The organism is Bradyrhizobium sp. 604_D8_N2_3 (assembly GCF_051810765.1).
GTDB lineage: Bacteria > Pseudomonadota > Alphaproteobacteria > Rhizobiales > Xanthobacteraceae > Bradyrhizobium > Bradyrhizobium barranii.
Map to the genome: position 1 here is coordinate 1,962,501 of NZ_JBPWPM010000001.1, position 24,943 is coordinate 1,987,443.

Here is a 24,943-nt window from a genome sequence, read left to right on the forward strand (position 1 = left end):
AAGGCTCTTGCTGTCGCTTCGCCATATCCCCCACCACGGTCACGGGCAACGATCGCGATCGTGGGATGAGCAGCGAGCCAGGCTTGGGCAGTTGCGGGCTCCCGATCCGGGAGCAGGGTGACTACTCGGCGCCGCTCCAGGTTGCAGATGATGCTGGCGTATCTGTGGTTGCGCCGCCAGGCCCAATCATCAATGCCGATAACCCTGAGCGGATCAGCTGGCGGACGGCTACGGCGTCGGACCACGCGAAGGAGCGTATCCTTGCTCACCGGCAGCATTAGCCGTTTTGCGAAGCCTGCTGCCGGTCGACCGCCAAGTGCCAGACCGAGGTGATGGACGATAGAGTCCAGCCTTGCCGTGCGTCGCGCCGACGGTGCCAGCACCCCTTCGGCGAAGCGCTCGGTGAAGATTTGGCGCCCGCATAGGACGGCGCCGCAACGGAAGCGACGAGCAATCACCAGAAGCTGTACGATCCGCCCCGAAAGGGGAAGATCAGTCACACGACGCCGGTATCGGCTATGGACGCGTCGGGAAACCGTTCCGCAAGATGGGCACAGACCAATGCTTCCCGACGCCCGGACCGCAATAACAGCCTTATCACCTTCGTAGTACGCACTCTCTACAACAAATCCACTCGGCACCAGACTGGAGCGCTGGAGTGCCTGCTGCATGGCGCTGATTCTCCCCCAAATCAAAGCGCCAGACATCCCTCGAACTGCATCAAAAGTGAGTCAGAGCCAATTTTGGACGCCGATCCCCCGGCTTAGGGGGTCAATATTGCAGGCCGAATGACAGTCCTGGCCATTGGCGTCGCGCGTTGCGATCGACAACACAGATCCGGCGGCAAGGTTCCTCGACAAGACGGTGATGCTCGGCCTTGACGGTGGTCTGCGCCCGCAGAAGGTGATCGAATGAACTGCGTGCCTAACGACCGTTCTGGGTCAAACTGCGACTTGGCAGGGAGGGCAGCTTTTGGCGCGCAAACCGGACCTAGTCAGGAATGGATCTCTTAGCTGCCTCCCGAGGATCAGGCCACGGATAGGACTGCGATTGCACGATTGAGTTGAGGATCATCTAGACCCGTGGAGCCCGGCTCGGCTTGGACCTCGATCGTGGGTGCGACGCCAACGCCTTCCAGCCGCTCGCCGTCGACCTGCACGTCCCCGACCGCAAGCAACAGCAAGCCGCCATCAATGAGAAATGCCGTCGCAGCGAGGACAGCTCCCTCGGTCCGGCTACCGATGACCTCGCCAAGCCGATATTTCTTGAAGCCATAGGCAAGGATTTCCTTGCCGCTGCGGGTGCCACCGTTGACAAGCATGGCGACAGGCTTGCGCCACTTCACGTTCTCGAGTTCGCTGGCGCCATTGCGATCAGTGACCTGTATCGTCGGCGCTCGCGTGTTGAACAAATCAAGATATCCGGGGATCGCGCCGCCCCAGCCATCGCGCAAGTCCCAGATCAGTGCGTCGGCGCCGTTCAGGGGACTCTGCGATAGAAGATGCTCGAGCGTCCGCTGATACACGGAGCCGGCGTAGCACCAGACATGAACATAGCCGATGCTTCGGCCGTTGGCCGGTATTATACGGGCGCTGGCCTTCAAGCCGTCCAAGAACATCTTGTTGGGCTCAATTTCGACCGGAGTAACCGATATTTGCATAAACGCGCCGGCACGACGCAGCCCCAGCACAACTTCCTTGCCGACCTTGCCACGGAATGACTGTACCGGCTCAAACGGTGCACCATCGGCGAAGACGATCGCATCGCCAGCGAGCAGGCCGGCTTGTTGGGCTGGCGTGCCTTCTATAACACCGGTGATCATGTTGCGACCCTGCGTGTCGAGACGCGAGAGGATGCCAATGCCGGGATAGGAGATACGGCCATTCGGAAAAACACGTTCCAGTCCGCGCCGCCTTAACGCACCAGCAAAGATATCAGAAAGCTGGTAGTACTCTGGTTCGTACGGTGTGTAGTAGCGGGTGTGCGAAGCATGCAGCTCAGAGAGCATGCTATTAATGACGCCGGCCAGCGCCTCTTCGGAACTCGCCCGCGTGGCGTCCGGCAAGTAACGTTCCCGGACGGCAGACCAATCGAGCCCGTCTAGGTGCGGATCGTAAAAACGATCTCGCACGGTCCGCCATACCTCCTCGAACGTGGCGATGCGTGCGGGCACGGCCTGGGATGTGGCCGAATCCGCTGCTTGTTGCTGCTCGGCCCACAACACCGTTGGAGTCAGAGCTGACGCCGCGGCCACTGACGTGAGCCGCAAAAAGTGGCGGCGCGACAGTCCTGAGTTGATTACCTTCTTCATCGTGCAACCTTGCGATGGAGCTCGTCGCTGTCTCGATAATCGGACATTCTCAGAGCCAGGGGGAATGTCTCAAACGGGCCGAAAGCGGCCATTGAACCGGATTTGAGGCCGCGCACGCCAATCCGCGCTTTTCGTTGGTTACGATCCACGTAGTCCAGCACGCCGCTGCAGTTCCGAGCGTTACCTCAACGCGCGTTGAAGGTGAGGCCGGCGCGCTCCCTTAGACGCTTGCGCAACGCCGGACCCATCAGCGCGCCCGGCGTCCAGGTGCCGCCCTCGCCCTGCACGTCGCGCACGAGGCAGAGAGCGCTCTCGGCGATCATCTTGCTGGTCGAGCCGTAGCCCGGATCGCGGTCGCCCGTGACGACCGCCTCGACCCGTCGGCCATCCGGCAGCTCGCCCAGGAGGAGGATGTCGTAGAAGCCCTTCGCGCGCTCTTCCCGAGTCGGGCCTGCACCGGGTTTGAGACCGCCGGTCCCGAGCAGGGAAAATATGGTGGCGAAGGTCTCCGTCGTCACGCGACCGATTTCCCCAAATCCGGGCGCGACCATCATCTCGTCGTAAACGAAGTCCGTGCCGTAGGGATGACCCAACAGGAAATTCGTGCGGTGTACGTTCTTGGTGTTGACCGGCGCCATGGGAAACGGCACGAGCCACACGTTCATGCTCGGGTCGTATTCGGGGATAAGGCCGGACGGCTGAGACGGCCCGGTGAACCCGGGTGTCAGCGCGAAGGGATCGGTCAGCAGCCGGATCAGGGCCGGGTCGCGCGCCGCGGCCGCCAACGTCGCCTGGGCGCTCGCTGCGGTGCCGCCCGACATGCCGCCTTTCACCTTGCGCAGGCGGGCTTTAACCCGCCGCGCCGGGCGTCCGAATTTCTCGCGCGCCTTCTCCTGCAACGTGAGCACGCCGAGATCGAACGGGATGGAATCGAAGCCGCAGGAGAAGACGATGCGCGCGCCGGTCCGTTTCGCCTCTTCGTGATGGGCGTCGATCATGCGCCGCATCCACGCCGGTTCGCCGCACAGATCGACATAGCCAGTGCCGGTGGCCGCGCAGGCCGCCACAAGCTCGGGGCCGTAAAGCTGATAAGGCCCGACCGTCGTGATAATCACGGCCGCACGCTCGCACATCGAACGCAGGCTGGCCGGCTCGGCGGCATCCGCCTTCACCAAAGTCAAATCGTCTGGTGCGCCGATGTCGGCACGCACTTTCTGGAGCTTGTCGGTCGAGCGTCCCGCGATCGCCCAGGACGGAGCATCGTCGCCGCGATAGGACGTCGTCAGATATTCGGCGACGAGACGGCCGGTGTAACCCGTCGCGCCATAGACGATGAGGTCGAAGTCCCGCTTCACGACGCTGGTCCTCCTCGAACCCGGGAGGGCGTTACCCCTTACTCGGACCGGTCTTCCGCCGGCAGGATCGCACCAGCTTGCCTAGCGCGCTCATTCGATCACCTCGTCGGCGCGGGCCGAGCAGGCGCCTAAGAGGTGGGGATGCCAGGCCATTTTGTGCTGTCCCGGAGCCCGGCGAGGACACGAGGACGCGCAGCAAGTGCCACTAGAGGGGGCAGCCGCTTTCGTTGAACCGTCCCATCGCATTTGACGGAGGATACCACAGTTCCTGTCTTGGGGTGCGCAACGACCGGTTGGAGTCAACACGCCATTTTGACCGCGGGCGAGCCACTTCCCGTCTTCCCCTCGACAAGCGGACAGTTTCCGGGCCGGTTGGCGTGCCCCAAACGGGCCAACACCGGAAGAACTCAGGGTGAGCAAATCTGGTCCAAGCGCTCGACAGGAGTCGATCGGTGTCGCAAAAGCGACGCAGCACTGACGGGTCGGATTGCAGGAGCCGAAGCCTCGTGTTGCCCCGGAAGCAGACCTGAAGGAGAAGGGGCGAACGCGACTCCGGCAGCAGCCGCAGGGTCCTCGTGATGCCGCTAGTCAAATCGCACATGTGCAGCAAATGCTGCCGTACGCGGCGGTCTCAGATACGAAACCTGTTGACAGGGATCGGCTTCATTCGTCCTTCCATTTGATCGAGCAGCCAATAGACGCCTTTTGGTCAGCCGGCGCAAGACCGGTGGTCGCAATCGCGCGCATGGCCTCGACAAGCTCTCGGGGCGCCCCCGCGCGAGGCGGAGTTGCACGCCCATCGTCGAGCCGGCCGCGATACTTGAGCTTGCGGTCGGCATTGTAACCGAAGAAGTCCGGCGTACAGACCGCCCCATACGCCCGAGCGACTGTCTGGGTCTCGTCGTGGAGATATGGAAACGGGAAATCATGAGCCTTCGCGAAACGCTTCATATTCTCAAATGAGTCTTCGGGATAGTTCGCCGCATCGTTCGAGCAAACCGCCGCAAAGCCTATGCTCCCCGACATCAGCACGCGGGCGTCCGAAACCATGCGGTCGATCACCGCTTTGACATAGGGACAATGGTTGCAGATGAAGACGACGACCGTGCCTTTTTCGCCGGCAACGTCGTCCAGTGCGTAAATCTTGCCGTCGGTGGCCGGAAGCTGGAACACGGGCGCCGGCGTATCAAGAACGACTTGGGTAGCTGCTGTCGCCATTTCGCACCTCCTTGTGCCCAAATATATGCTGACTACGGCCTGCTGGGGCACAGTTTCCAAAGCCTACTCGCCAGTCGCGTTGTTTTGGCCATATGTTAGCCATTTCCGGTCGCCCCTTAACAGCCGTCATTGGGACGAGCGCGGGATTTCGTCGGTGTAGGCCACGAACGGACGTTAGCAGCTCCAATGTCCCGACGCGTGGGGCTGCGACCATGATAAACTGCTGTCTAAAGTTTGTTCGCCCGGCGGCTCTGAATGATCGTCTCGACACTCACCTCCGGCCGCGCTCCTGCGATTTTTTTCGCCGATCAGACAGGGCACCCGGGGCTCTTTCTCGGCGGCTGGGACGATCCCGCTCTCTGGCGTGAGGCCCGCAACTTCGCGAACAAGCTTGGTCCGGATCGCTGCCTGGAATTTTTCGCGATCTTTGATCGTCATGATGAAGGCGCCCGGCCCTCCGATCACGCAGTCCTCGTAATAGAGATCGAGGTTCTCGATATCGGTCGTCGAGAGGGATGGCTCCTTCATCATGATCGGGAGGCCGTTGATGATGATGCCTTTCTCCAGGGCAGCGTCGCGCGCGCCGGTTACGGGGGGCTCCGTCGTTGTTCGACCCATCGCCGGAAATGTCGATGACGCGCCGCAACCCGCGATACGGATTCTCTTCGAACAGATCGCCGATTTCCGTCCCTCGCACCGTCCCATTCCCAGCCGGGCCAAAAACGAGCACATCGCTGCGACCCGTCTGATCGATCCACCTGACGATTGCGTAGCGAGCAAGCTCCAACGGCACGCGCACTCATTTGTCATTGAACAAGGATGCCCCAGTCCCTCGCGGCGTTGAGTGGGCCGGGAATGTCGTCTGCCGCCCGATCTTGGGCGGACTGCACCATCAATATGGCCGGATGTGATTTACGGCAGGCACAACTTCCGAACCCTTCACGCGAAGAACTTCTCAAACGCAAAATGGCGGCTTTCCGGCCACCGTTCTTCGCTGGGCATCGAGCGGCAACAGCAACTTTTCGAGCACACCATTGGGGTCCCTGACCGATGCAATGACCCTCGATCGGCAGTTGTTCGATACTTCGCGCGCGGCCGCGACCTCATGTGCCGCTAATGCAAGCCACCGCCCGCGCGGACTTGCGGGCTAGGCTTTCTGTTGGCGCTGGCGGCGTGCTGTTTACACCTCCAGAAATTCCTCGCCGACGAAAGGGCCCACGCCGATCTGGCCGATCGCCTGGACATGTTTTGCCCTGCGAGACCAGGACATTCGACCTACCGCAGGCTTCGCGACGATCTCTTCGGGCATGTAGCGTTTTTGCCGTTTGTAGTCCTCCTTGAGGCCCAACACATACCTCAAGTCGGATCACTTCCAGGAGGTGGATAAGTGTGGCATTCGCAAGGACCAGCAGGATATTATAAATTCCGACATTCGCGCTCAGGAATAATGGTTCGAACGGACAAAGCGGCGCGGCTCCTGGCGCGGTTCATTCTATTCAAGGGAGACCAGCGTGGGCACAGCGATTCGTAGCAGCGGAATGATCCGCGAGGCCACTCGGCTCGCCGCAGCCGGCGAGCTCGGAAATTCGGATGTCATTCGACTCTTGCAGATTCCTCATAGCAAAGAGGACGTTCAAGAAGTCCTTCGCACCTTCGAGCAGCAACTGTCCCGAGAAGCGAAGAGCAAGTTGACTTTGGACGCGTTCGTGCCGCCACCGTCCGATGTCGATAATGAGCGGTACGAACCACTCTTCGACAAGTACATCATCACGGGCAAGACCTATACGACCGCCAGCGGCGCAGTCGTGCCGAATGAGCTTCAGTATTATAACGGTCAAATGGTGCACCTCTACGGCGAGTGCTCCAATGTACCTCTCGTGAATGCCGCATTGGCCGGCAGTGGCTACAGGCCGATAACCTTGAAGTACGCGGACGGCAGGCACGCGGCTGTCGCACAGCTCTGGTCGAATAAGTTCACCGACACCTCGATCCGGCCGTATGCCGCCATGTTCATAGTGGTTGCTGCCGTGGCGGACAACGCTCCCGAAAGCCAGGCGTCCCTGAAGGCGGCCTCCAACGGCGCATCGAGCGTGCTTGTGATGCTTGATGGATCGTTCGATCCCGCAACAGCGGTGTATGAGAACAAAGCGCGGATGTACATGTTCCGACTGCTCGATACGACCCAGGTTGCGATCGACGTCGGCCGCGAGCGCATGGGTACCGACAAGCGGCCCGGGACCATCGATATGGCGTGCATCGGTCGCCGGCTTCACTTGTCGATCAAAGACCAGCACAGACGTGGCGTCGTCCAGGGAGACCTGGCGCTTACCGGGGATCCGACGGCATACGAGTCAGTGGTAGCTCAGGCGGCCAAAACAGCCGGCGTCACGCTGCAGGCGCTTCCGCGCGGTGCCGAATGCGTCTACCCGGCGGTCGCGCGCATCGGGCAGGGGCCGGTCGTTTGCTGGCAGTGGCGAAGCGATGTCGCCCCTCGGCTGCAGCCGGTGATGCCAGGATCTTTGCACTTCGACCGGAGCTCGGAAGAAGGTCGGACCCTTCTCGCATGGGGCTTCACGCCCAAAGTGCTGGGTTTTTTTCCCAAGGTGAGGGGGGTGATCACCGGCCTGGCGGATCAGACCCCGCGTTGCGCCCGCGACAGTTCGGCTGCATGCGAGGGAATGGCAAACGCCGGCTCGCGCCTTCGTTGGGGGGCATCCGAAGAGGCCGCCTCTGCCCCATTCCGCTTGGCTTGGAATACGAGCTTCCTCGGATCATTGAAGGTGGTGCTCCGCAAAGAATTGGTCGGCCCAATGTCCGACGGCCTCCGGGTCAATTGGCACATCACGGAAGGGACCTTCGTTGGGCCGGGTCACGATGCCGTCGTGTTACCCGGCGCGGCGGACTGGATGCATATCCGCCCGGATGGAATTGCGATCGTCAACGTCCGGGCGTGTTTCGAGACGCGGGACCGCGTTCGCGTGTACGGCGCCTACGGCGGGGTCGCCGATTTTGGTCCCGACGGCTACGCTCGGGCGCTGCGCGGTGAGTATGACCAGCAAATCTCCGCCGTGGTCACACCGACATATGAGACTGCGGATCCGAGGCTCGAATGGCTCAACCGCGTCCAGTGCATCGGTGTGGGGAAGGTGGACATGAGCGCGCTTCGCGCGCAGTTCGACATGTACGTGGTGCGGGTGGGGGAGCGAGCACAAGAGGCGTCCAGCGCTGCAGCACAGTCACCGATACCGGAGCAGATCATCACCGCGGTTGAACGTTTTCGCGCCGCGATTCCTGCCAATTTCGATCCGATCTACGTCGAGAAAGTCGTCATACCGTTCTTCCTGACGAACGTTTACGAAGGGGAGCGGCCCCTGTTGCCAATGATTGACCTTAATTTCAGTAAGGAGAATGCACTCCCTCGTGATCGTTTTGGTCTCATCTATCGTGACTGGAAACCGACCCCTGAGGAGGGCGTGATGGTTTTCCTGCAAGGTCTCGAGAAGCGGGGTGAGAATAATCTTCGCAAGCGAATTTATTTTTCGGCGGTGACGCCCGATCTCTATAAGCCGATGTACCGCGCCAAAGTTACAGCTTTTTTTGACAAGCTCTTAGATCAGAAATTTGCTGACAGGCCATTCATGCAGCACTACCTCGACCACTATTTCGACCTCTATTGGGACCTTCACCTTGGACTTGTTGGCAGCGATATTCCCCGTGAGGTTCGTGAAATAGGAAAGGCGTTCAATACGGTCTTTGCCTATCGGGATCCGTTGCTGCCAGTTACCTACCAAAACTATATGAAGGTTCGTGAGCTTCAGGATTTTCTCAAATCGTGGATCGGCAAACGCATCAGCGATATCCAATCGGGCAAAATCAAAAATCCCGAGAGAACCATGGCCTGGCATTGGCTGAAGAATGCCCAGGACGGCGGTCATTTCAGCAAGAAGGACATGGTCATTGAGTGCCTCCACGATTTCGTCGCGCTAAGCCAATGGGGCAATGCGATTTTCCGGGTCATGTCGCTCCTGTCGGAAGACCGCGGCGACCAGGCCGTGCGAGCATCATTTCAGAAGACAATGGGCGGAAATTTCGACACTGCCGGAGGTGCGTCTTTCTCGCCACTTGAGCTATTCGTAATGGAATTGTTTCGCGTGATTTCGCCGAACGGTGGCAGCGTCTCCGCCATCCATGATGCGAGATCAAGCGTCCGCGGGGAGGCTCCGCAGCAAAAGCTCGACATGCCGTTTGAAAGGGACAGCTATGTATCCACACCGCATGCCAGCACCAGCCTGGATCCGGTTCACTGGACGGATCCGAATACGTTCGATCCGCAACGATATCTCCGCGTCCCGACCAGCGCGCAGATCAACGATGACAAATGTCGGCAGATCGGCCTGGCACGGTGTCCCTTTGACATCACCAGTTTCAAGATCAAGGACGGACGAAACGCCCGTATTACAAATAGCGGCTTCGGCACGTTATTTGTCGTTGCGGACGAACGAAGCTATCCGGTTTGTGACTATGCCGGCTTTGCTCCGTTCGGCTTTGGATACCGACGATGTGCGGGTGAACGACTGACAATTCTCGTATTTGAGGATTTTTTGCGAAAGGTCTGGCGCGACAAGATCGCGTTTCGGAAGCTTGATCTGGCGAATCCTGCTCGCGTACCAGTCGGACTGGACGCGGTGATCCAAGACGATATCGGGTTCTACAGATCCGCCTTGCGATAGGGTATCGCGCCGCTGGCAAGCGGTTTTTCGTCGCCCTAAGTGGGCTGGCGCCGGCGTGTTGAGATCCGCCAGTCGCCCAACTACCGGCAGCAGCCCCTGTCCTGTACACGCAATACAATGTAGTCTATTAGACAGAACCAGGATCCGAAGTCGGTCGAGCAAATGCAAGGCAAATGCTATGGATCGAAAAGCGCGGTCGAAGACTCGGGGCTCTCTCCTCCGGGGGCGTCGCCGCTGTCGCGTTTACCGGGACTTGCCGATGCGGCTGGCGTCCAGACCGGGGCGGCCCAAAAGCGCGGCCTTCTTCGACAACCTTTTGACGCGCTTCGATCAGCACGCCAAAGCGCTGCGCGCTTGGGAGACCCCTCGGTGCGGCAGGCGGCGGCTTGGACACCCCCCATGGTGACCAATCCCGGCGATCTCATTGCGCGCGCACTCGAAATCCTCGCCGAGGAAGACGAAGCATGGCGGGTGCGCCGGGGCCTCGATCTCACGCCGCGGAGCGTCCGATGAATTCCCCGTCGCGCGGATTCGTCAATAGACGGCCGTGCGTTTTCGCGGAAGCTGCGGCAAAGCCCTTACCTATTCCGGCGTGTGACCGGTTTCTTCCGGCGCCTTCTTTGACGCTGCAAACGGATGAAGCTCCAGCTACGGCAGCATGCATGCCTTCGATGCAGCGCGCTTGGGACGGCTCGGAGTTGCGATGGGGCGAGGCGGATACGCCCGTGCCCCCCGCGGTGATTTCTCCGGGAACCCCGGCATCTGTGACGGTAGCGGTCTCTCCAGTGCGGCCGGGTCACGCCGTCACGGTGGAGTACCGGGTGAACGGAGGCCCGGTCCGCCAGGCAATCGGGCAATCCGCGCCGCGCGTCCACGGTGCGAACGGTCGGCTATTCCGGGCGCTCCTGCCGGGCCAATCCGGCGGAACGGTGGAGTTTCTGCCGGTGCTTGGCTTTGCCGGCCAGCCGATCTCTCCGCGCCTACGGGAGTCCGCCGAATGTCCCCGGTATCAGGTGGGCTGCGGAGCGGCACCGGTCGAGACCGCTGCTCTACCTGCAGGCGAGCTCCGCTGGGACTGGGATACCACGTTCCTCTGGGCCGGCACGGTGGCCATCCGTACGGAGGTAATAGGCGTTGTGCCGGATGGACTGCGGATCAACTTGCACGTCACGGAAGGACGCTTCGTTGGGCCGCGCTTCGAGGGGATCGTCCGGCCCGGCGGGGTCAACTGGCTGCGCATCCGCAAGGATGGTGTTGGAATAGTCAACGTGACGGAGTGTCTGCAGACGCTGTCTGGCGCGCGGATCGACTGCTTGTATGATGGCATCCTTGACCTGGGTGCGGACGGCTACGCACGTGCCATCCGCGGAGATTTCGGTATACTGCCGCCGTTCGTTCTTGCTCCAACCTACGCGACCGCTGACAAAGAACTCGCTTGGCTCAACCGCGCCCAGTGTATTGGCGTTGGCAGAGTGGACATGAAGACGCTTCGCGCCTCGTACGACATATACGTCGTAACGGCGGGGGCAGCAAAACATGTAGACTGAAGACTCATTCGAAGCCGCACTCGTGGAGTGCGCGCCGACGGTGTTTTGAGCTCAAGATATTTGCGTTCGTGCGCAAGCACAAACGACATCTCGTTCCCGATGTATCTAATTAGGGGGGCCTCTGAGATGACAACCGATAATCCGCAAGTGCCTTGGACCGACGAGCAGTGGGCTCGCGTCAACAAAGCCGTTCAAGAGGAAGCTAGCCGCGCACGGATTGCGGCGACGTTCCTTCCGTTGCTTGGACCGCTGCCCGGGGATACCGACTTCGTGAGGAAGGAACTTATCTCGCCGAATGCGATAGCTATTCAGGACAGGGATGTCATCCAGTTGGCGACGTTACAGGTAAGGGTGACCGTGCGCGGTGCGCAGATGGCCGATCCGGAGATGACCAGCGTGCTGGCCTTATTTCGGCGCGCTGCCAACGTACTGGCTCGCCTTGAGGACGCCGTCGTCTTCAGGGGATTAGGGCAAGACGTAGCATACAACGCAGCATTCCCGGGACAGAATAGGGTTGCCCCCCCTATAGATGTCGGCCCTGCGTTCCCAAATAGGGTCTGGGAAATCACCGGCGGGCAGGTAAGCCCTGGACTTTGGAGAAACCTACCGGCGCAGCAGGTTGTTAGTATTCCATGGCTGCCGCCGCGCCTGGACCTGGTGGGCGCGATAGCCGGCGCCATTGGCCGCCTGGAAGAGCAGGGCCATTTCGGACCGTTCGCGGTGGTGCTTGACCAGAATCTGTTTCTTGTCGCTCAGACTCCAACGGCGCTTCTTGTATTGCCGCAAGATCGCATCCTCCCGTTTCTGGGCGGCGGTCCGCTGCTCCGCTCATCCACGCTTGACGTCGCTGTCGGCGTTGGGTCCGGCGTGGTAGTGGCACTTGGCGGCGAGCCAGTCGAGCTAGTCATCGCCACAGACGTATGTGTCCAGTTCCTGCAAGTCACAGCCGATCCAAATTTCGTCTTCCGTGTGTGCGAGAAGATGGCGCTCCGCATCAAGGAATCCGAAGCGATCATACCGCTGAGGGGACCGTAGCGATTGACATCCGGCGATCGCGGCGTGTGCGGACAAATGTCTCGGGGCTAAGGTGGCGGTCCATGGGTCATTGTCTCAGTGAACAAAGACGGGAATCTCGAAACCAATTGGAGAGATCTCAATGGATAAAGCTACGGAAAAGAACCTGGCGGACTTGCGCGAGCTGGTAGCGGCCCAGCAAATGAAGCTGGATGCGCTATGGGCCAAGGTGGAAGGTGCGCCTGAGGCAGGCAAAGAACTGGCTACCATTAAGGCGCGTATGGCAGAGCTGGACGTAAAAGAAAAAAAAGGCGTGGTAGCGCCAATCGAAATAGGCACTGAAGTTTTGAGATCTGTCCGTGCGATGACGGAGAAAGACGCCCTGCAGATAATTGTGCAAACCAAAAGAGTGAAGATCAATGTGGTCGATGAGATCACGCTAAAGGACGTGACACTGAAAAACCAAAAAATAACTGTGCAGGCGCCGACCGACCTCGGTGAAGGTCTATTGGTTGTCATTGACTTAATTAACGAACGCTGGGGGAAAATCATTACCCTCGCATATGATGTGAAAGCAAACGCGCAGGGACTCTATCTCGTACTGCGCGATGCCGCTTCGCAAAAAAAATTCCGTCAGCAAGAAGAAGAAAATTCCGTCAGCCAGAAGAGCAACTCCTACGAAGAAAGCGTTAAGGCCAAATCAGCAAACTCACCGACGGCGTAATCAAAAAATGTGCATCGGCGGTTTCCCGCGTGATGCCGTAACGAGATTTAGGCACGAAAATCGCAGCGAAGCGGCGCTTATGTGATAGTTGAACGCCGTAGTTCAGATCTGATCGCACAGCTACGCCCAATTCCTAATACGGATCGCTTCGAGCTTTTCTACTTGGTCAAATACAGATGGCCGCTGGCGTACGTTTGGCAACTTTGGGCAATGAAGCTCATGCTTGAAAGTGCTCGTGAGATCGTCGAAAATGATCCGATGTATCGCGTCCCGCGCGCTCGGTGACGCCTCCAAAGCTGGCTAAAAGTCGGACTAAGTGGTCATGGCTCGGTGAAGCATGCCTACTAAGGTTATCGTCTTGGGCGGCGGTGTCGCCGGCATGAGTGCCGCGCACGAGTTGGTCGAGCGCGGCTTTGATGTCGTGGTGCTCGAGAGCGGCGATATTGCGGGAGGCAAGGCCCGCAGCATTCCCGTCTTCCACGAGGGCGAGGACACCAGCGGACATCAGGTCGCCGATGGCGCTGGGAGTTCGATCCAGCATCGGGTGCCCGGCGAGCATGGGTTTCGATTCTTCCCAGGTTTCTACAAGCACGTAATCGAGACCATGCGCCGCATACCGTCGTTTGACGGGAGCAAGGTGGCGGATCACCTGGTGCCGACCACGCGACTGGAGTTCACGCAATACGACGAGCCCCCGTTCGTCGTACCGGCGGGCTTTCCGCTCTCGCCCCGCGATGCCGGCACCACGTTGCGGGACATCCTGCTGTTGTTCGAACACTCCACCGGCCTCACACCCGACGATCTGGCATTCTTCGGTGCGCGCGTCTGGCAGATACTCACGTCGTGCCCCCAGCGCCGGCTCGCAGAATACGAACGCACGAGCTGGTGGGAGTTCGTCGGCGCCGAGCAGCGGTCGGAGTCATACCAGAAGTTCCTCGCCACCGGCATAACGCGCTCGCTGGTGGCGTCCAAAGCGCGCAAGGCCAGTGCGCGCACTATCGGCGACATCTTTGTGCAGCTGGTGCTCACGATCCTGAATCCGATCGCGGGATCGACTGATCGCGTGCTCGATGGGCCGACGAATCTCGTCTGGATCGACCCGTGGCTTGCGTATCTCGAATCGAGAGGGGTGCGGTACGTCAAGAACGCACGGGTCGAGGAGATCCTTTACGAGAGCGGACGGATCACCGGCGTCGTCGCTCGCCAGCACGGCCAGCGCATCATGGTGCATGGCGACCACTACGTGGCGGCGCTCCCGCTCGAGGACATCGCCCCCCTGGTGAGCGACCGCCTGGCGGCAGCCGACCCGACGCTCGCCAACCTGCGCGCGCTGGCTCCGAACCTGGAGTGGATGAACGGCGTGCAGTTCTATCTGCACCGCGCGGTGCCGTCGGCGCACGGGCACGTGATTCACATCGACACCGAATGGGCGCTCACGAGCATCTCGCAGCTTCAGTTCTGGCGTGATGTGCCGTCTGAGCTGTTCCGAGACAGCGATGTGCACGGCATCCTCTCGGTCGATCTTTCTGATTGGACGGCGCCGGGATCGGACGGACGCCCAGCCATGCGGTGCTCGCGTGAAGAGGTGGTGCGCGAGACATGGAATCAACTCAAGCGCTCGCTCAATGATGCCGGTGATGAGGTGCTGCGCGATGAGGATTTGCATTCGTGGTTCCTCAGCGCAAACATTGAGAACGATCCCGCACGCCCGGGCTGGCTACGGAATTCCGAGCCGCTTCTGGTGAACCAAGTCGAAACCTGGGCCTTGCGTCCCGAGGCGACCACCGCCATTCCAAACCTTTTTCTGGCGTCGGACTACGTTCGCACGCATACCGACCTCGCGACGATGGAGGCAGCCAATGAGGCAGCTCGGCGCGCAGTGAATGGCCTGCTTGACGCCGTGAAATTCGACGGAAGCCGCTGTGAGCTGTGGCCGCTGCACGAACCTGAAATCCTCCTGCCATGGCGGCTGCGCGATGCTGCGCGATACCAGGCCGGCCTGCCGTGGGACGCTTCACTCGCGCAGGTAGCTGCCCACGCCTTACGCGGTGCGTCGCCGCTGCTGGAGCAGGCGAGCTCCCTGCTCGAGCAGGTATCGCCGTTCACCCATGCCGTCGCCGACACGCTCGACTCGCACAGTGCCGCCGCGGATGATGTCGGCGCGCTTGATGCGGTCGACCCGGCGACGATGGCGCGCCGCTTGGTTGATGTGCCCACCCTGCAGGATGCGTTGATCAAGGTCGCGGATACTGTGCCATTGGCCGGCGAGATCGTAGGCCCGGCCGGCTTTCTGGACCGCCTGGTGTGGTATCGCGACATGCTGGCCGATATGCTCACAGAAGGTGTACCGACGTGGGAACCGCAGCGCCACCTGTATGGGCTCGTGACGGATTTCATGGGCCGGTCAGGCAAGGGCCTTCGTCCTGCCCTCTGCATCGCGACCGCGAGAGCGCTGGGCGGCCGCGCGGAGGATGCGTTTCCTGCCGCCGCCGGCCTGGAAATGCTGCACAATGCATTTCTCGTGCACGACGATATTGAAGACGGTAGCGACTGGCGGCGTGGCGTTGCGACAATGCATCGCCGCGCCGGGATTCCAATTGCCGTGAACACCGGCGATTCCATGAACGCACTCGCTATGCGCCTTTTCCGCAAGACCGGCGAGCGGCTCGGCCCGGTGACGGCGCTGCGCATCTTCGACGAAGTCGATCACATGGTCGTCGAGACCTTGGAGGGGCAGGCCAACGAACTAGGATGGGTACGAGACAATGATCTCACAGTTACGACAGACGATTATCTGCGGCTCGTGCTCAAGAAAACGGCCTGGTACAGCTTCATTCACCCCATGCGGATTGGTGCACTCGTTGCCAACGGCGAGGACCAGAATCTCGGTCGATTTGATCGGTTTGGCTATCTGCTTGGACTGGCTTTCCAGATCACCGACGATGTTCTTAACCTGGTTGGCGACATTGGGCGTTACGGCAAGGAGATCGACGGAGATCTCTGGGAAGGCAAACGGACGCTTCTGCTCGCGCACGCCCTGGGTCGGGCGAATCCCACTGACCGTGCGTGGATTAGCACCTTTCTGGCGCGGCCCCGCGAGCGACGTTTGCCGCGCGAAGTGCTGAGGCTACATCAGATCATCGCGGACGGCGGGAGCATCCCATGGGCGCAGCGAGCGGCAGCCGAATTTGCAGAGGCTGCAGCGCGCGAATTCCACAACTCGGCGTTCGCCGGTGTGCCTGCAGGTCCAGACCTCGAATGGCTGCGCACTTGCATAAACTTCCTGACCCAGCGCGACGCGTAATCGGGTTCAGGTTGGAATGAATGGGGGCATCGTAACCCGATTGCTCTTAGATCCCTTGATTGAGTCCCGCCAGGAAAGCTGCATCTGCGCGCGACCGCGGCACAGCCGTCCTACTGCAATTTTCCAGGGTTATAGTAGGTTGTCGCGGAACGTCTGCGCGACAACGTTCGGCAGCACCGGAGAATCGTATGGAGCGCCTCAGCAAGCCAATCGATGCGGACATCCCGTTGCTTGAGAAAAGCGCTGATCAGCTCGGCTATGTGGTGCCCGATCTTGAGCAAGCCATCAAGGGCTGGATAGACCAGGGTATCGGGCCCTGGCTCACGATTGGTCCGGTGGTGGTCACTGATAACAAGTATCTGGAGAGGCCCTCACGCCCGCTGATCATGTTCGGATTCTGCCAGGTCGGCGGGGTGCAGCTGGAGCTTATTCAGCCGCTCGACAATGAGCCGTCAAGCTGGCGCGCCTTTCTTGCGGCCGGAAGGAGCGGTCTTCAGCACTGCGGTTTTTGCGTCGAGCCGCACGATTACCAGCGGTCCGTCGCGCAGACCAAGGCGTGTGGCGCGACGATCCAGCAGATGATGTCTTTTTCGGGCGCCCGCTTCACCTATTTTTCCCTGCCTGCTCGCGCCGGTCCTCTGATGGAACGAATTCGTCTTGGAGAGGTGGCGCCTGAAAAAGCAAATGCAGTGCGCAATTCCATCGCGGGGGGTTGCGAGATCGTAGAACTGATCGAGCTCCAGCCCCGTATCCGCGAGATGTTCGCAAAAGTTACGCAAGCAGCGGCCACTTGGGACGGCAAGGCCAGGCCCGTTCGTCACCTGATAGGGCCTGTCGCAAAGGCAGCAATCGGTTCGCACTTGCTCCGAACTATGCGATTCCGGTGATGTATTTTCGTGGCGGCGCGACGCACGGTATGTGGCGGCATACTCGCCTTTGACGGCGGCGCATTGGCCTTGATCGCGATCCGCTGCACCGGCATCACGCCGAACGAGCGCGGCCGGTTTGCGAGGCTTGGCGGCCAAGCTCGATCCGCCGACATCGCGCGGCGATCCTTTGAAATCGATGGTTGCGGTCATGGCGGCATCGATGCGCGCGCCTGTTCGAGCGATCAATTGCGCGACGTTTCGCTGCTCTCGCTCATGCCTTGAGCTGCTCCAGCAGCGATTTGGCCTCCTTCAAGTCCAGCGTGTCGAAACCCTCGGTGAACCAACCATAGACCGGGGCGAGAATATCGTGGGCCTGCTGTCGTTTGCCCTGATCGTACCACAGCCGCGCCATGCTCACAGCCGCACGCAGTTCCCAGGACTTTGCCTGCTGCTGACGAGCGACCGCCAGCGCATGTTCGAAATATTCTTCCGCTTTCGTTGCGTTTGGGTTGGGCGACGATAGCTCGATTTCGCCTGCCATGCGCTTGATCTCGGCCTCAAACCAACTTTCCTTGGTTGTTTCTACCTGGGTCATCGCTTCGCGAATGCAGTCCCGTGCATCATCGAAGTGGTCGAGTTCAGCATGAGCGCCCGCCAGATACGACAAGCAGAATGGCACTAGCGCTGTTGCCGCCGTTGACCGACGTGCGATGATACCCGAGTCGATCACATGGACCGCGTCTGAGGCCTTCCCAGTGAGGGCCAAGACGCAACCTTGGACCACCATTCCGAGCGACCCCCAAAACAATGAACCTCTCTCGTCTGCCAGGGGGACAAGTTCATTAGCTTCGGCGCTTGCTGCCGCATAGTTTCCGCAGCAGATATGCGTAAAGGATGTATGGAACAGGGCATACATCAAAGTGGCTGCTTGGCCGATCTCGCGCGCTTCCTTGAGCGCCTGTTCAGCGTCTCTGCCTGCAGCCTCCGGGAAGCCAAGAAGCCATAGAGCCCAGGACCGATAGGATAGGGCTGCGACCCTAATGTCCTGGCCAAATCGAGCCGCCAGCGTACGATGCTCGGCGGGTTCGTAGATCGCGATCGCCTGATCGTAATGTGCCAGACTTTCTGCAAGGACGCCCGTACACGTCAGAGACGTAGCCATAATACGATGCCCAAGCATGAGCGGAACCATTGTTCCCTGCTTCTCGGCAAGCGCCAAGCACTCTGTCGCAAGGTCGAGGAGAGCGTCGCTTTTGAACTTTATATAGTTCGTGACCCAGAACCCATAGAGGACTGAAAACAGGAGCAACGGGTCTTCAGGGGGCTCTCCGAGTGACTCCGCTTGCTCGATGAAGGCGCGGGCTCGATCGAGAGATGCGATAGTCTCAGGGGCCGCGTGGCCCTTGGTGTTCATCAAGGCATTCACAAGCGCGACCTCCAGTTTGATCTGGTCGCCACGCAGCGCTGGTGTGCCCGGCAGCGTCGCAATCTGTGAAAGAGCGCGGATTAGCTGAACCGTCGCCTCTACTAGCGCTGAACGCGCTAGCGACCGCTGTCCCGCCTTGCCCCATAAGGCCGCCGCCCTCTCGATCAGCCCGGCCTCAGTGCAGTGATGTGCTAGCCGTTCCGGCTGGCTCTCGGCTGTTTCGGCGAATTGGCTTTCAATTGCTTCGGCAATGCGTGCATGGAGCGCGCGGCGGGGCTGGCGCAGCAACGTGCTATAGGACGCGTCCCGCACCAAAGCATGCTTGAATAGGTAAGTTGCATTCGGCGGCGAGCCTAACCTGAAAAGCAAACCAGCCTTTATGAGACGGTTCAGCACTGATCCCAGTTCCGCCGCTGGCACGCGCACCACCGCCGCCAGGAGAGCATGCGAAAACTCCCGGCCGATCGCCGCGCCAATCTGTGCCACTTCTTTGGCGGGGCCGAGCCGGTCGAGCCGCGACATCAATGAGGCGTGCAAACTTGCGGGGACTGCCCAGGCCGGGGACGGAATGACGGCAATCGTGCGTTCGACTGCGCCGTGGCCCTCCGCCTCCAGCACTGCCTTCGTCATCTCCTCCACGAACAGGGGGACGCCATCGGTACGTTCGATGATGTCCTGCCTGATGCCCGCCGGCAGCAGCTTGCTGCCGACTACGCCGTCGATCATGGCGCCGACTTGGTGTTTCGTCAGCCGATTGATCGTCATGGCGGTCACGTGCTGCCGCCCGATCCAGGGCGGATCGAATTCCGGGCGGAATATCACAATCATTAGCGCGCGAAGGGTCTCAATCCTGGCCACGATCCGGCCGAAAGCTTCTAGGCTCGTAGGATCGGTCCAATGCGCATCCTCAAAGATTATCAAGACTGGGCTTTGCCGTGTAAGCGCTTCTAATTGTGAGATGAGCGCTTCGAATGTTCGCTGCCTGTGCTGCTGCGGGGTCAATTTGAGGGCGGGATAGCGTCCATCATTCGGAAGCGACAGCATCTCGGCAAAGAGCGAAGCGTCCCCGATCGAGGTCGAGGTCTGAGCGAGCAGGGTATCAAGCTTGTCGAGCCTCGCGTGCAGTGTATCGTCGTGCGCCAGCCCGGCGGCACGTTCCATCTGCCCGATGATCGGATATAGCGCGCTGTCGGTGTGCTGCGGCGAGCAGACATAGCGCAAACGCGTATGCGGCTCTCCGGTGAGTCGTTCCAGAAGCGCGGCAGTGAGACGCGACTTGCCGATCCCAGCCTCACCGGCGATCAGGACCGCCTGGCCTTCACCTGTCTTTGCCCTGGCCCAACGCTGTAGAAGCAATTCGAGTTCTTCCTCCCGCCCGACGAGGGCAGTCAGGCCAGTCGCGTGTAGCGCCTCGAAGCGGCTCTCCACGGAGCTCGCCCGCAACGCCACCCAGGCCCGCGTTGGCGCGGCGATGCCCTTGAGGTCCTGCGGCCGGAGGTCTTGTAGCTCGAAGAGGTTTCCGAGCAGCCTTCGGGTGCCTTCGGCGATGACAACCGTGCTCGGCTCAGCGATCCCCTGCAGACGAGACGCCAGGTTCGGCGTCTCGCCCACCACCCCGCGTTCCTGGGCCTCGCCGGCACCAACGAGATCGCCAACCACGACCAAGCCTGTCGCGACCCCGATACGCACCCGGAGCGGCTCCTGGATACCCAGATTGCCGATCGCCTCGATGATCGCCAGTCCTGCGCGGACGGCACGCTCGGCATCATCCTCATGAGCGTGGGGATAGCCGAAATAGATGAGCACCCCATCGCCCATGTACCTGGCCACGAAGCCGTCGAACCGGGCGACCGTCTCCGCGACGCACTTATGATAAGCGCCGATTACCGAACGCAGATCCTCTGGGTCGAGCGTGGTCGAGAGCGCGGTCGAGCCAACGAGGTCGGTGAACATCACCGTCAGTTGGCGACGCTCGGCGTCGTCTCGCCGAGTTGGCTCGATATCCACGAGTGCAGAAGGTGCCGTTACGGCAGCCGAGACGTTGCTGAGATCGCGGATCGCATGCAGCATTTTCAACCGGTGGCCGAGCGAAACGCCAAGGTCTTTGAGATGTTGGTCGGTCAAGTCGGGGAGAACGGCCATATCAATGTCGTTCTCGGCGAACCTCTGCGCATACTCGGACATGCCGAGCTTTTTGAGCCAGTCCGCAATTTGTTGCACCGCGGTCACCGTGATCCGTGCGTCGCCTATCTAAGTGTTGGCCCGACGACTACAGAAAGAGATTACACAAGAAAGACCGCGAAAGCACGTCCTCACGGGCGCGGAATCGCGATACCAATCGAGCCCTGAATGCCCGCCCTGTGCGCTAGCGATTGGTATAGAGGACCAACAAATCAATGCATGACGTACCGACGCTCGACATGGAGCAGGCCCGGGCGCTATTCCGACAGTTTGCCGAATCCGTGCCCGCGCGGACCTCGGACCAGCGAATTGCTGATCGATGCGCTGGCGAAGATCGCCTGCCCGGGCCCCCCGGCAAAATTGATTTGCCGCTCGGGGCACCGGACCGTTCTCTGGAAGTCGACGACCTTGCTTCACGCAGTCGATGCAGATGAACACCGCATCGATCCAACCGCATCGATCCAAGAGCGCAGCTGCGTCCGCCCACACCCGCCGCAGTAGCAAACATGTTGCCCGCTAGACTAGGCAAATCCGCCGAGGCGCTTGGCGATGCGGTGCGGATGGCAAGTGATTTTGCTCAGCGCGTCGACATTGTCGAGCGCTGGGTCGGGTCGATGCTCGAAAGCGGCACGCAGGACTGCGCGATCGGCCTCTCGTCCCGGATGATGGTCGCCGCCGGCGGCCGCGCGCGGATCAAGGACTGTGTTGCAAAATCCGGCCTTAGCCAGTCAATTCCAGCGCCGGTTTGCGACGCAAGTCGGAATGGCACCAAAGCTGTTCGCACGCACCATCCGGGTTCGACCGGGCGCTGGCGTCTCGTCGCAATACCCCGAGCCGTTCGTGGAAGGATATCATCCACGAACTCGGTTATTTCGACCAGGCCGATTTCATCCGCGAACGCCACGCCTTTGCCGGTCTGCCGCCTGGCGGCTTCGTCGGCGAGTGGGACAACATCTTTTTTCCGGCGGATGACTGAAATTTACAAGCGCACTTCTGGGTCCTCGCGCTAGGTCTGTCGTCAATCGAGCTGCGGGAGAGCGGTTGTCATGTTGACGAATCTGGCGCGCTTCAATGCCATCATAGAGCGCGGCTTTTCCCAAGGCGACCTCACGGACGCGGACGAAATCTGCGCCGAGAACCTCGTCGAGCGCGAGTATCTGTCGCCCACCGATATTCCCGGTCCGCAAATCCTGAAGGCGCAAATCGAGGATGCGAGGCGTAGCATCAGGGATCTGACACTTGCGGTCGAAGCGGTCGTGGAGGCTGGCGATACTGTGTAGGCACGCAGCAAGGCAACGGGCGTCGATCCACGCTCGGGCAAGCCAGTCGCCATTGATGTCATGGACATCTGCCGCTTTGCCGACGGCAAGCTCGTTGAGCGCTGGGGGGTGCCGGACCGGTTTGCGCTTCTTCATCAGGTTGGAGCGCTGCCGCCACGCAAATAGGTCGAATGGGCCCATTTGAGTTGAAAAAAAATCCCGTAACCAATGGCCTCCTTTCAGGCGCCCCTCCGAACTAATCGATCCGCGATTCCTTGGAAATCAGCCAAATCAACTCGCGATTCAATGGAATCCCGCGAGATCGCACCACAATTCTTTGGAATTCGACTCGTGAATCGTTGGAATCGAATCGGACCCAATTTGGCGCGACAGTGGTTGATTTGCTTGGTGGGCCCGGCAGGACTCGAACCTGCAACCAGACCGTTATGAGCGGCCGGCTCTAACCATTGAGCTACAGGCCCCGCCGCGAGACGGCCGCGGAAACGCGCGGCCGGCAACGGTGCGCGGTTCGTTTACAGGGATGGAGGCGGGGGTGCAATGCTGGCTCTGGCGTAAGGGAACGCCGAAGCAGTACCGCGTGTAATTTTTGAATAACCGAAACTGGCGATGATGCACTCATACGCCTGTTTTGCCCGACGAGTCAAATGGCCCTCGCGAGGAGCCATTTTTCATCGTGCGTAACCCCTTGTAATCGCTGGCCTGTTCTACGGTGCATGGGGTTGTTTTCGCAGTTATTGTGTTGAGGGAGACCCTTGGGTCCCCCGAACGTCTTGCCAGCGGGCGGACGAAGCCGGCCGCGAGGTCTGCCTAGTCCACCGAAACCCCGGCGAACTCCACCACCTTCTTCCACTTCTCGGTCTCATCCGCGACCAGCTTGCCGAACTCGGCGGGCGTCATTGGCTTCGGGATGCCGCCATTCTCGGTCAGCCGCGCGATGACCTTCGGGTCCTTCAGGGCTTCGCCGACGGCCTTGTTGAGGATCTCGATCACCTCGGGCGGCGTGCCCTTCGGCGCGGAGATGCCGTAGAAGCCGACCGATTCGAAGCCCGGCACGGTCTCGGCGATCGCCGGCACGTCGGGCACGGTTGGCCAGCGCTGCGGCGAGGTGACGCCGATGGCGCGGACAGTGCCACCGCGCGACTGCTCGAGCGCGGAGGGAAGGTTGTCGAAGATCAGCTGCACCTTGTTGGAGATGATGTCGGGGAAGGCGATGGCCGAGCCGCGATAGGGCACGTGCACCATGTCGCACTTGGTCATCACCTTGAAGAGCTCCGCCGACATGTGCACCGAGGTGCCGTTGCCGGACGAGGCAAAGGAGATCTTGCCGGGATTGGCCTTGCAGTAGTCGATGAACTCCTGAACCGTCTTCACCGGCATCGCATTGGAGACGACCAGCATGTTGGTGAGCTGCATGATGCTCGCGACCGGCACGGTGTCGCGCAGGAAGTCGTAAGGCAGCTTCTTGTAGAGCGAGGTCGAGATCGCGTTGTTGGGTGCGACAAACAAGAGCGTATAGCCGTCGGGCGCTGCGTTGATCGCGGCGGCGGCCGCGATGTTGCCGCCGGAGCCGGCGCGGTTCTCGACGATGAATTGCTGGCCGAGGCGATCCGAGAGCGCCTGCGCCATGATCCGCGCCACGATGTCGACCGGGCCACCGGCGGCGAAGCCGATCATCCAGTGCACGGGGCGGTCGGGGTAGCCGGCGGCGGAGGCGGGAGGGGAGGCGTTGAGAAGAGTTGAAAGGAACAGCAGCCCAAAAACAGTGTTACGCAAAATTCGCAACATGACGTCTCCCATTGTTCTATTGTCGTTGGGCTGCATGCTTTCACAAAAACCGCCCGCTGCCTACATCGCCGCAAGTCGATGTTGACGCGGGGCGGTCGGGACTCATCATGAGATTCGCAATCACAATCCTTCTCGGCGCGGCGCTGCTCGCAAATCCACTCGCAAGCCCCGCCGCTGCTCAAACCGGAGGCAAGGCCATTCCGACCACGACACTCAGCCTGGGCACCGCGACGCCCGGCGGCGGCTTTCCGCTCTATGGCAATGCCTTTGCGGAAGCGATGAACGCGGCCGATCCGCAAATCACCATCGCGCCCCGCAACACCAAGGGCAGCAACGAGAACATTCCGCTGCTGGAGAAGGGCGAGCTCGATCTCGCGCTGGTCGCGGGCGAGCCGGCCTACGAGGCCTTTGCCGGCATCGGCCGCGCGCCTGTGCGGTTGAAGATACTCACCGCGATCTATTCCAACCCCGGCATGTTCGTGGTGCGGGCGGACAGTCCGTACAAGACCATTCGCGATCTCGTCGGCCAGCCCGTCGCGTTCGGCGCCAAAGGTTCGGGCCTGCCGATCCTGGCGCGCTACGTGCTCGATGGCCTCGGCCTGAAGCAGGACGAGGATTTCAAGGCGATCTATCTCGACCGCGCCGGCGATGGCCCCGCGATGGTCGAGGATGGCCGCGTCGTCGCGTTGTGGGGTGCCGGCATCGGCTGGCCCGGCTTTGCCGCGGTGGCATCGAGTGCGTCAGGCGCGCGCTTCATTGCGCCGACCGCTGAGGAGATCACGCGCATTCGCGCCAAGCATGCGTTCCTGAAGCCGCTCACCGTGCCGGCCGGCTCCTATCCGAAGCAGGCCGAGCCGATCGCCTCGCTCGGCTCGTGGAGTTTCGTCCTCACGCGCGAAGACCTGCCCGATGACGTCGCCTATCGTCTCGCGAAGACGCTGCACGGCGCCGAGGCGACGTTCTGCAAGCAGCTCGCGCAGGCCTGCGAGACCACGGCGTCGAACACGGTCGCGGCAGCGCCGAAGCCGGAGCTGATCCATCCGGGCGTGAAAAAATACTTCCGCGAAATCGGTGTCATGAAATAGGACGCGACTGCATCGACAATCGTCGTGCCCGGGCTTGTCCCGGGCATCCACGTTCTTGGCGCCGTACGAAAGATCGTGGATGGCCGGGACAAGCCCGGCCATGACGACGACCTC

General features: G+C 60.8%; 16 protein-coding genes, 1 tRNA gene and 2 pseudogenes (1 of these 19 running past the window's edge). 10 read left to right on the top strand and 9 right to left on the bottom strand.

The features are described from left to right. From AB7245_RS09190 to AB7245_RS09215, 6 genes and pseudogenes are all read right to left on the bottom strand, one after another. A protein-coding gene (locus tag AB7245_RS09190; protein WP_135217323.1) for an ISL3 family transposase crosses the window boundary here: on the bottom strand, positions 1–671 show its 5' portion. 886 nt of this gene lie to the left of the window's left edge; only the first 671 of its 1,557 coding nucleotides appear in the window; its start codon is at positions 669–671; its stop codon lies off the left edge, out of view. A gap of 356 nt (positions 672–1,027) precedes the next feature. After that, a complete protein-coding gene (locus AB7245_RS09195) occupies positions 1,028–2,311 on the bottom strand; it encodes a S41 family peptidase (RefSeq protein ID WP_085402192.1) in 1,284 nt (427 codons plus the stop codon). 185 nt (positions 2,312–2,496) lie between these two features. Continuing rightward, positions 2,497–3,666, bottom strand: a complete 1,170-nt coding sequence (locus AB7245_RS09200; RefSeq protein WP_135215533.1) for a saccharopine dehydrogenase family protein — start codon at positions 3,664–3,666, stop codon at positions 2,497–2,499. Between the two features lie 663 nt (positions 3,667–4,329). Then, on the bottom strand, positions 4,330–4,884 hold the full coding sequence (locus AB7245_RS09205; RefSeq protein ID WP_085402190.1) for a thioredoxin family protein: 555 nt from the start codon (positions 4,882–4,884) through the stop codon (positions 4,330–4,332). A gap of 297 nt (positions 4,885–5,181) precedes the next feature. After that, positions 5,182–5,557 (bottom strand): annotated as a pseudogene (locus AB7245_RS09210) (DUF1194 domain-containing protein); the annotation flags it as partial. Between the two features lie 507 nt (positions 5,558–6,064). Continuing rightward, positions 6,065–6,232 (bottom strand): hypothetical protein, encoded by a 168-nt coding sequence (locus AB7245_RS09215; RefSeq protein WP_161495859.1) that lies wholly within the window; start codon positions 6,230–6,232, stop codon positions 6,065–6,067. A 163-nt stretch (positions 6,233–6,395) separates the two neighbouring features. On the opposite strand from AB7245_RS09215, the gene AB7245_RS09220 reads away from it, so the two are divergent. The 7 genes from AB7245_RS09220 (at position 6,396) to AB7245_RS09250 (ending at position 17,354) form a co-directional block, all read left to right on the top strand. Continuing rightward, on the top strand, positions 6,396–9,614 hold the full coding sequence (locus AB7245_RS09220; protein ID WP_161495858.1) for a DUF3237 family protein: 3,219 nt from the start codon (positions 6,396–6,398) through the stop codon (positions 9,612–9,614). Positions 9,615–10,543: 929 nt separating this feature from the next. Continuing rightward, a complete protein-coding gene (locus tag AB7245_RS09225; protein WP_161495857.1) occupies positions 10,544–11,161 on the top strand; it encodes a DUF3237 domain-containing protein in 618 nt (205 codons plus the stop codon). A gap of 126 nt (positions 11,162–11,287) precedes the next feature. Next, complete coding sequence (locus tag AB7245_RS09230) at positions 11,288–12,196, top strand: encapsulin (protein ID WP_071917688.1); 909 nt, start codon at positions 11,288–11,290, stop codon at positions 12,194–12,196. A 121-nt stretch (positions 12,197–12,317) separates the two neighbouring features. After that, positions 12,318–12,899, top strand: a complete 582-nt coding sequence (locus tag AB7245_RS09235) for a hypothetical protein (RefSeq protein ID WP_085402187.1) — start codon at positions 12,318–12,320, stop codon at positions 12,897–12,899. A 358-nt stretch (positions 12,900–13,257) separates the two neighbouring features. Next, complete coding sequence (locus AB7245_RS09240; protein ID WP_201266197.1) at positions 13,258–16,203, top strand: FAD-dependent oxidoreductase; 2,946 nt, start codon at positions 13,258–13,260, stop codon at positions 16,201–16,203. A gap of 188 nt (positions 16,204–16,391) precedes the next feature. After that, positions 16,392–17,090 carry a VOC family protein gene (locus AB7245_RS09245; protein ID WP_085402185.1) on the top strand — a complete coding sequence of 233 codons (699 nt, stop codon included), beginning with the start codon at positions 16,392–16,394 and terminating at the stop codon, positions 17,088–17,090. A 9-nt stretch (positions 17,091–17,099) separates the two neighbouring features. Then, entirely contained in the window at positions 17,100–17,354 is a 255-nt protein-coding gene (locus AB7245_RS09250) for a hypothetical protein (protein WP_085402184.1), read from the top strand. Here the strand turns inward: AB7245_RS09250 and AB7245_RS09255 are convergent. Beyond that, on the bottom strand, positions 17,344–20,727 hold the full coding sequence (locus AB7245_RS09255; RefSeq protein WP_354079037.1) for an adenylate/guanylate cyclase domain-containing protein: 3,384 nt from the start codon (positions 20,725–20,727) through the stop codon (positions 17,344–17,346). The two genes, AB7245_RS09250 and AB7245_RS09255, sit on opposite strands and share 11 nt — an antisense overlap. Before the next feature lie 697 nt (positions 20,728–21,424). Between AB7245_RS09255 and AB7245_RS09260 the strand changes: the two genes are divergently transcribed. Beyond that, a complete protein-coding gene (locus tag AB7245_RS09260; protein ID WP_085402182.1) occupies positions 21,425–21,655 on the top strand; it encodes a hypothetical protein in 231 nt (76 codons plus the stop codon). Between the two features lie 70 nt (positions 21,656–21,725). Next, positions 21,726–22,124 (top strand): annotated as a pseudogene (locus tag AB7245_RS09265) (ester cyclase). A 220-nt stretch (positions 22,125–22,344) separates the two neighbouring features. On the opposite strand, the gene AB7245_RS09270 reads toward AB7245_RS09265, so the two are convergent. Both AB7245_RS09270 and AB7245_RS09275 read right to left on the bottom strand, forming a co-directional pair. Next, positions 22,345–22,420: transfer RNA gene (locus AB7245_RS09270), tRNA-Ile, on the bottom strand. Between the two features lie 346 nt (positions 22,421–22,766). Then, positions 22,767–23,744, bottom strand: coding sequence for a Bug family tripartite tricarboxylate transporter substrate binding protein (locus AB7245_RS09275; protein WP_085402202.1), 978 nt, complete (start codon positions 23,742–23,744; stop codon positions 22,767–22,769). Positions 23,745–23,851: 107 nt separating this feature from the next. On the opposite strand from AB7245_RS09275, the gene AB7245_RS09280 reads away from it, so the two are divergent. Continuing rightward, entirely contained in the window at positions 23,852–24,829 is a 978-nt protein-coding gene (locus AB7245_RS09280) for a TAXI family TRAP transporter solute-binding subunit (protein ID WP_085402180.1), read from the top strand. Positions 24,830–24,943 lie beyond the last annotated feature (114 nt).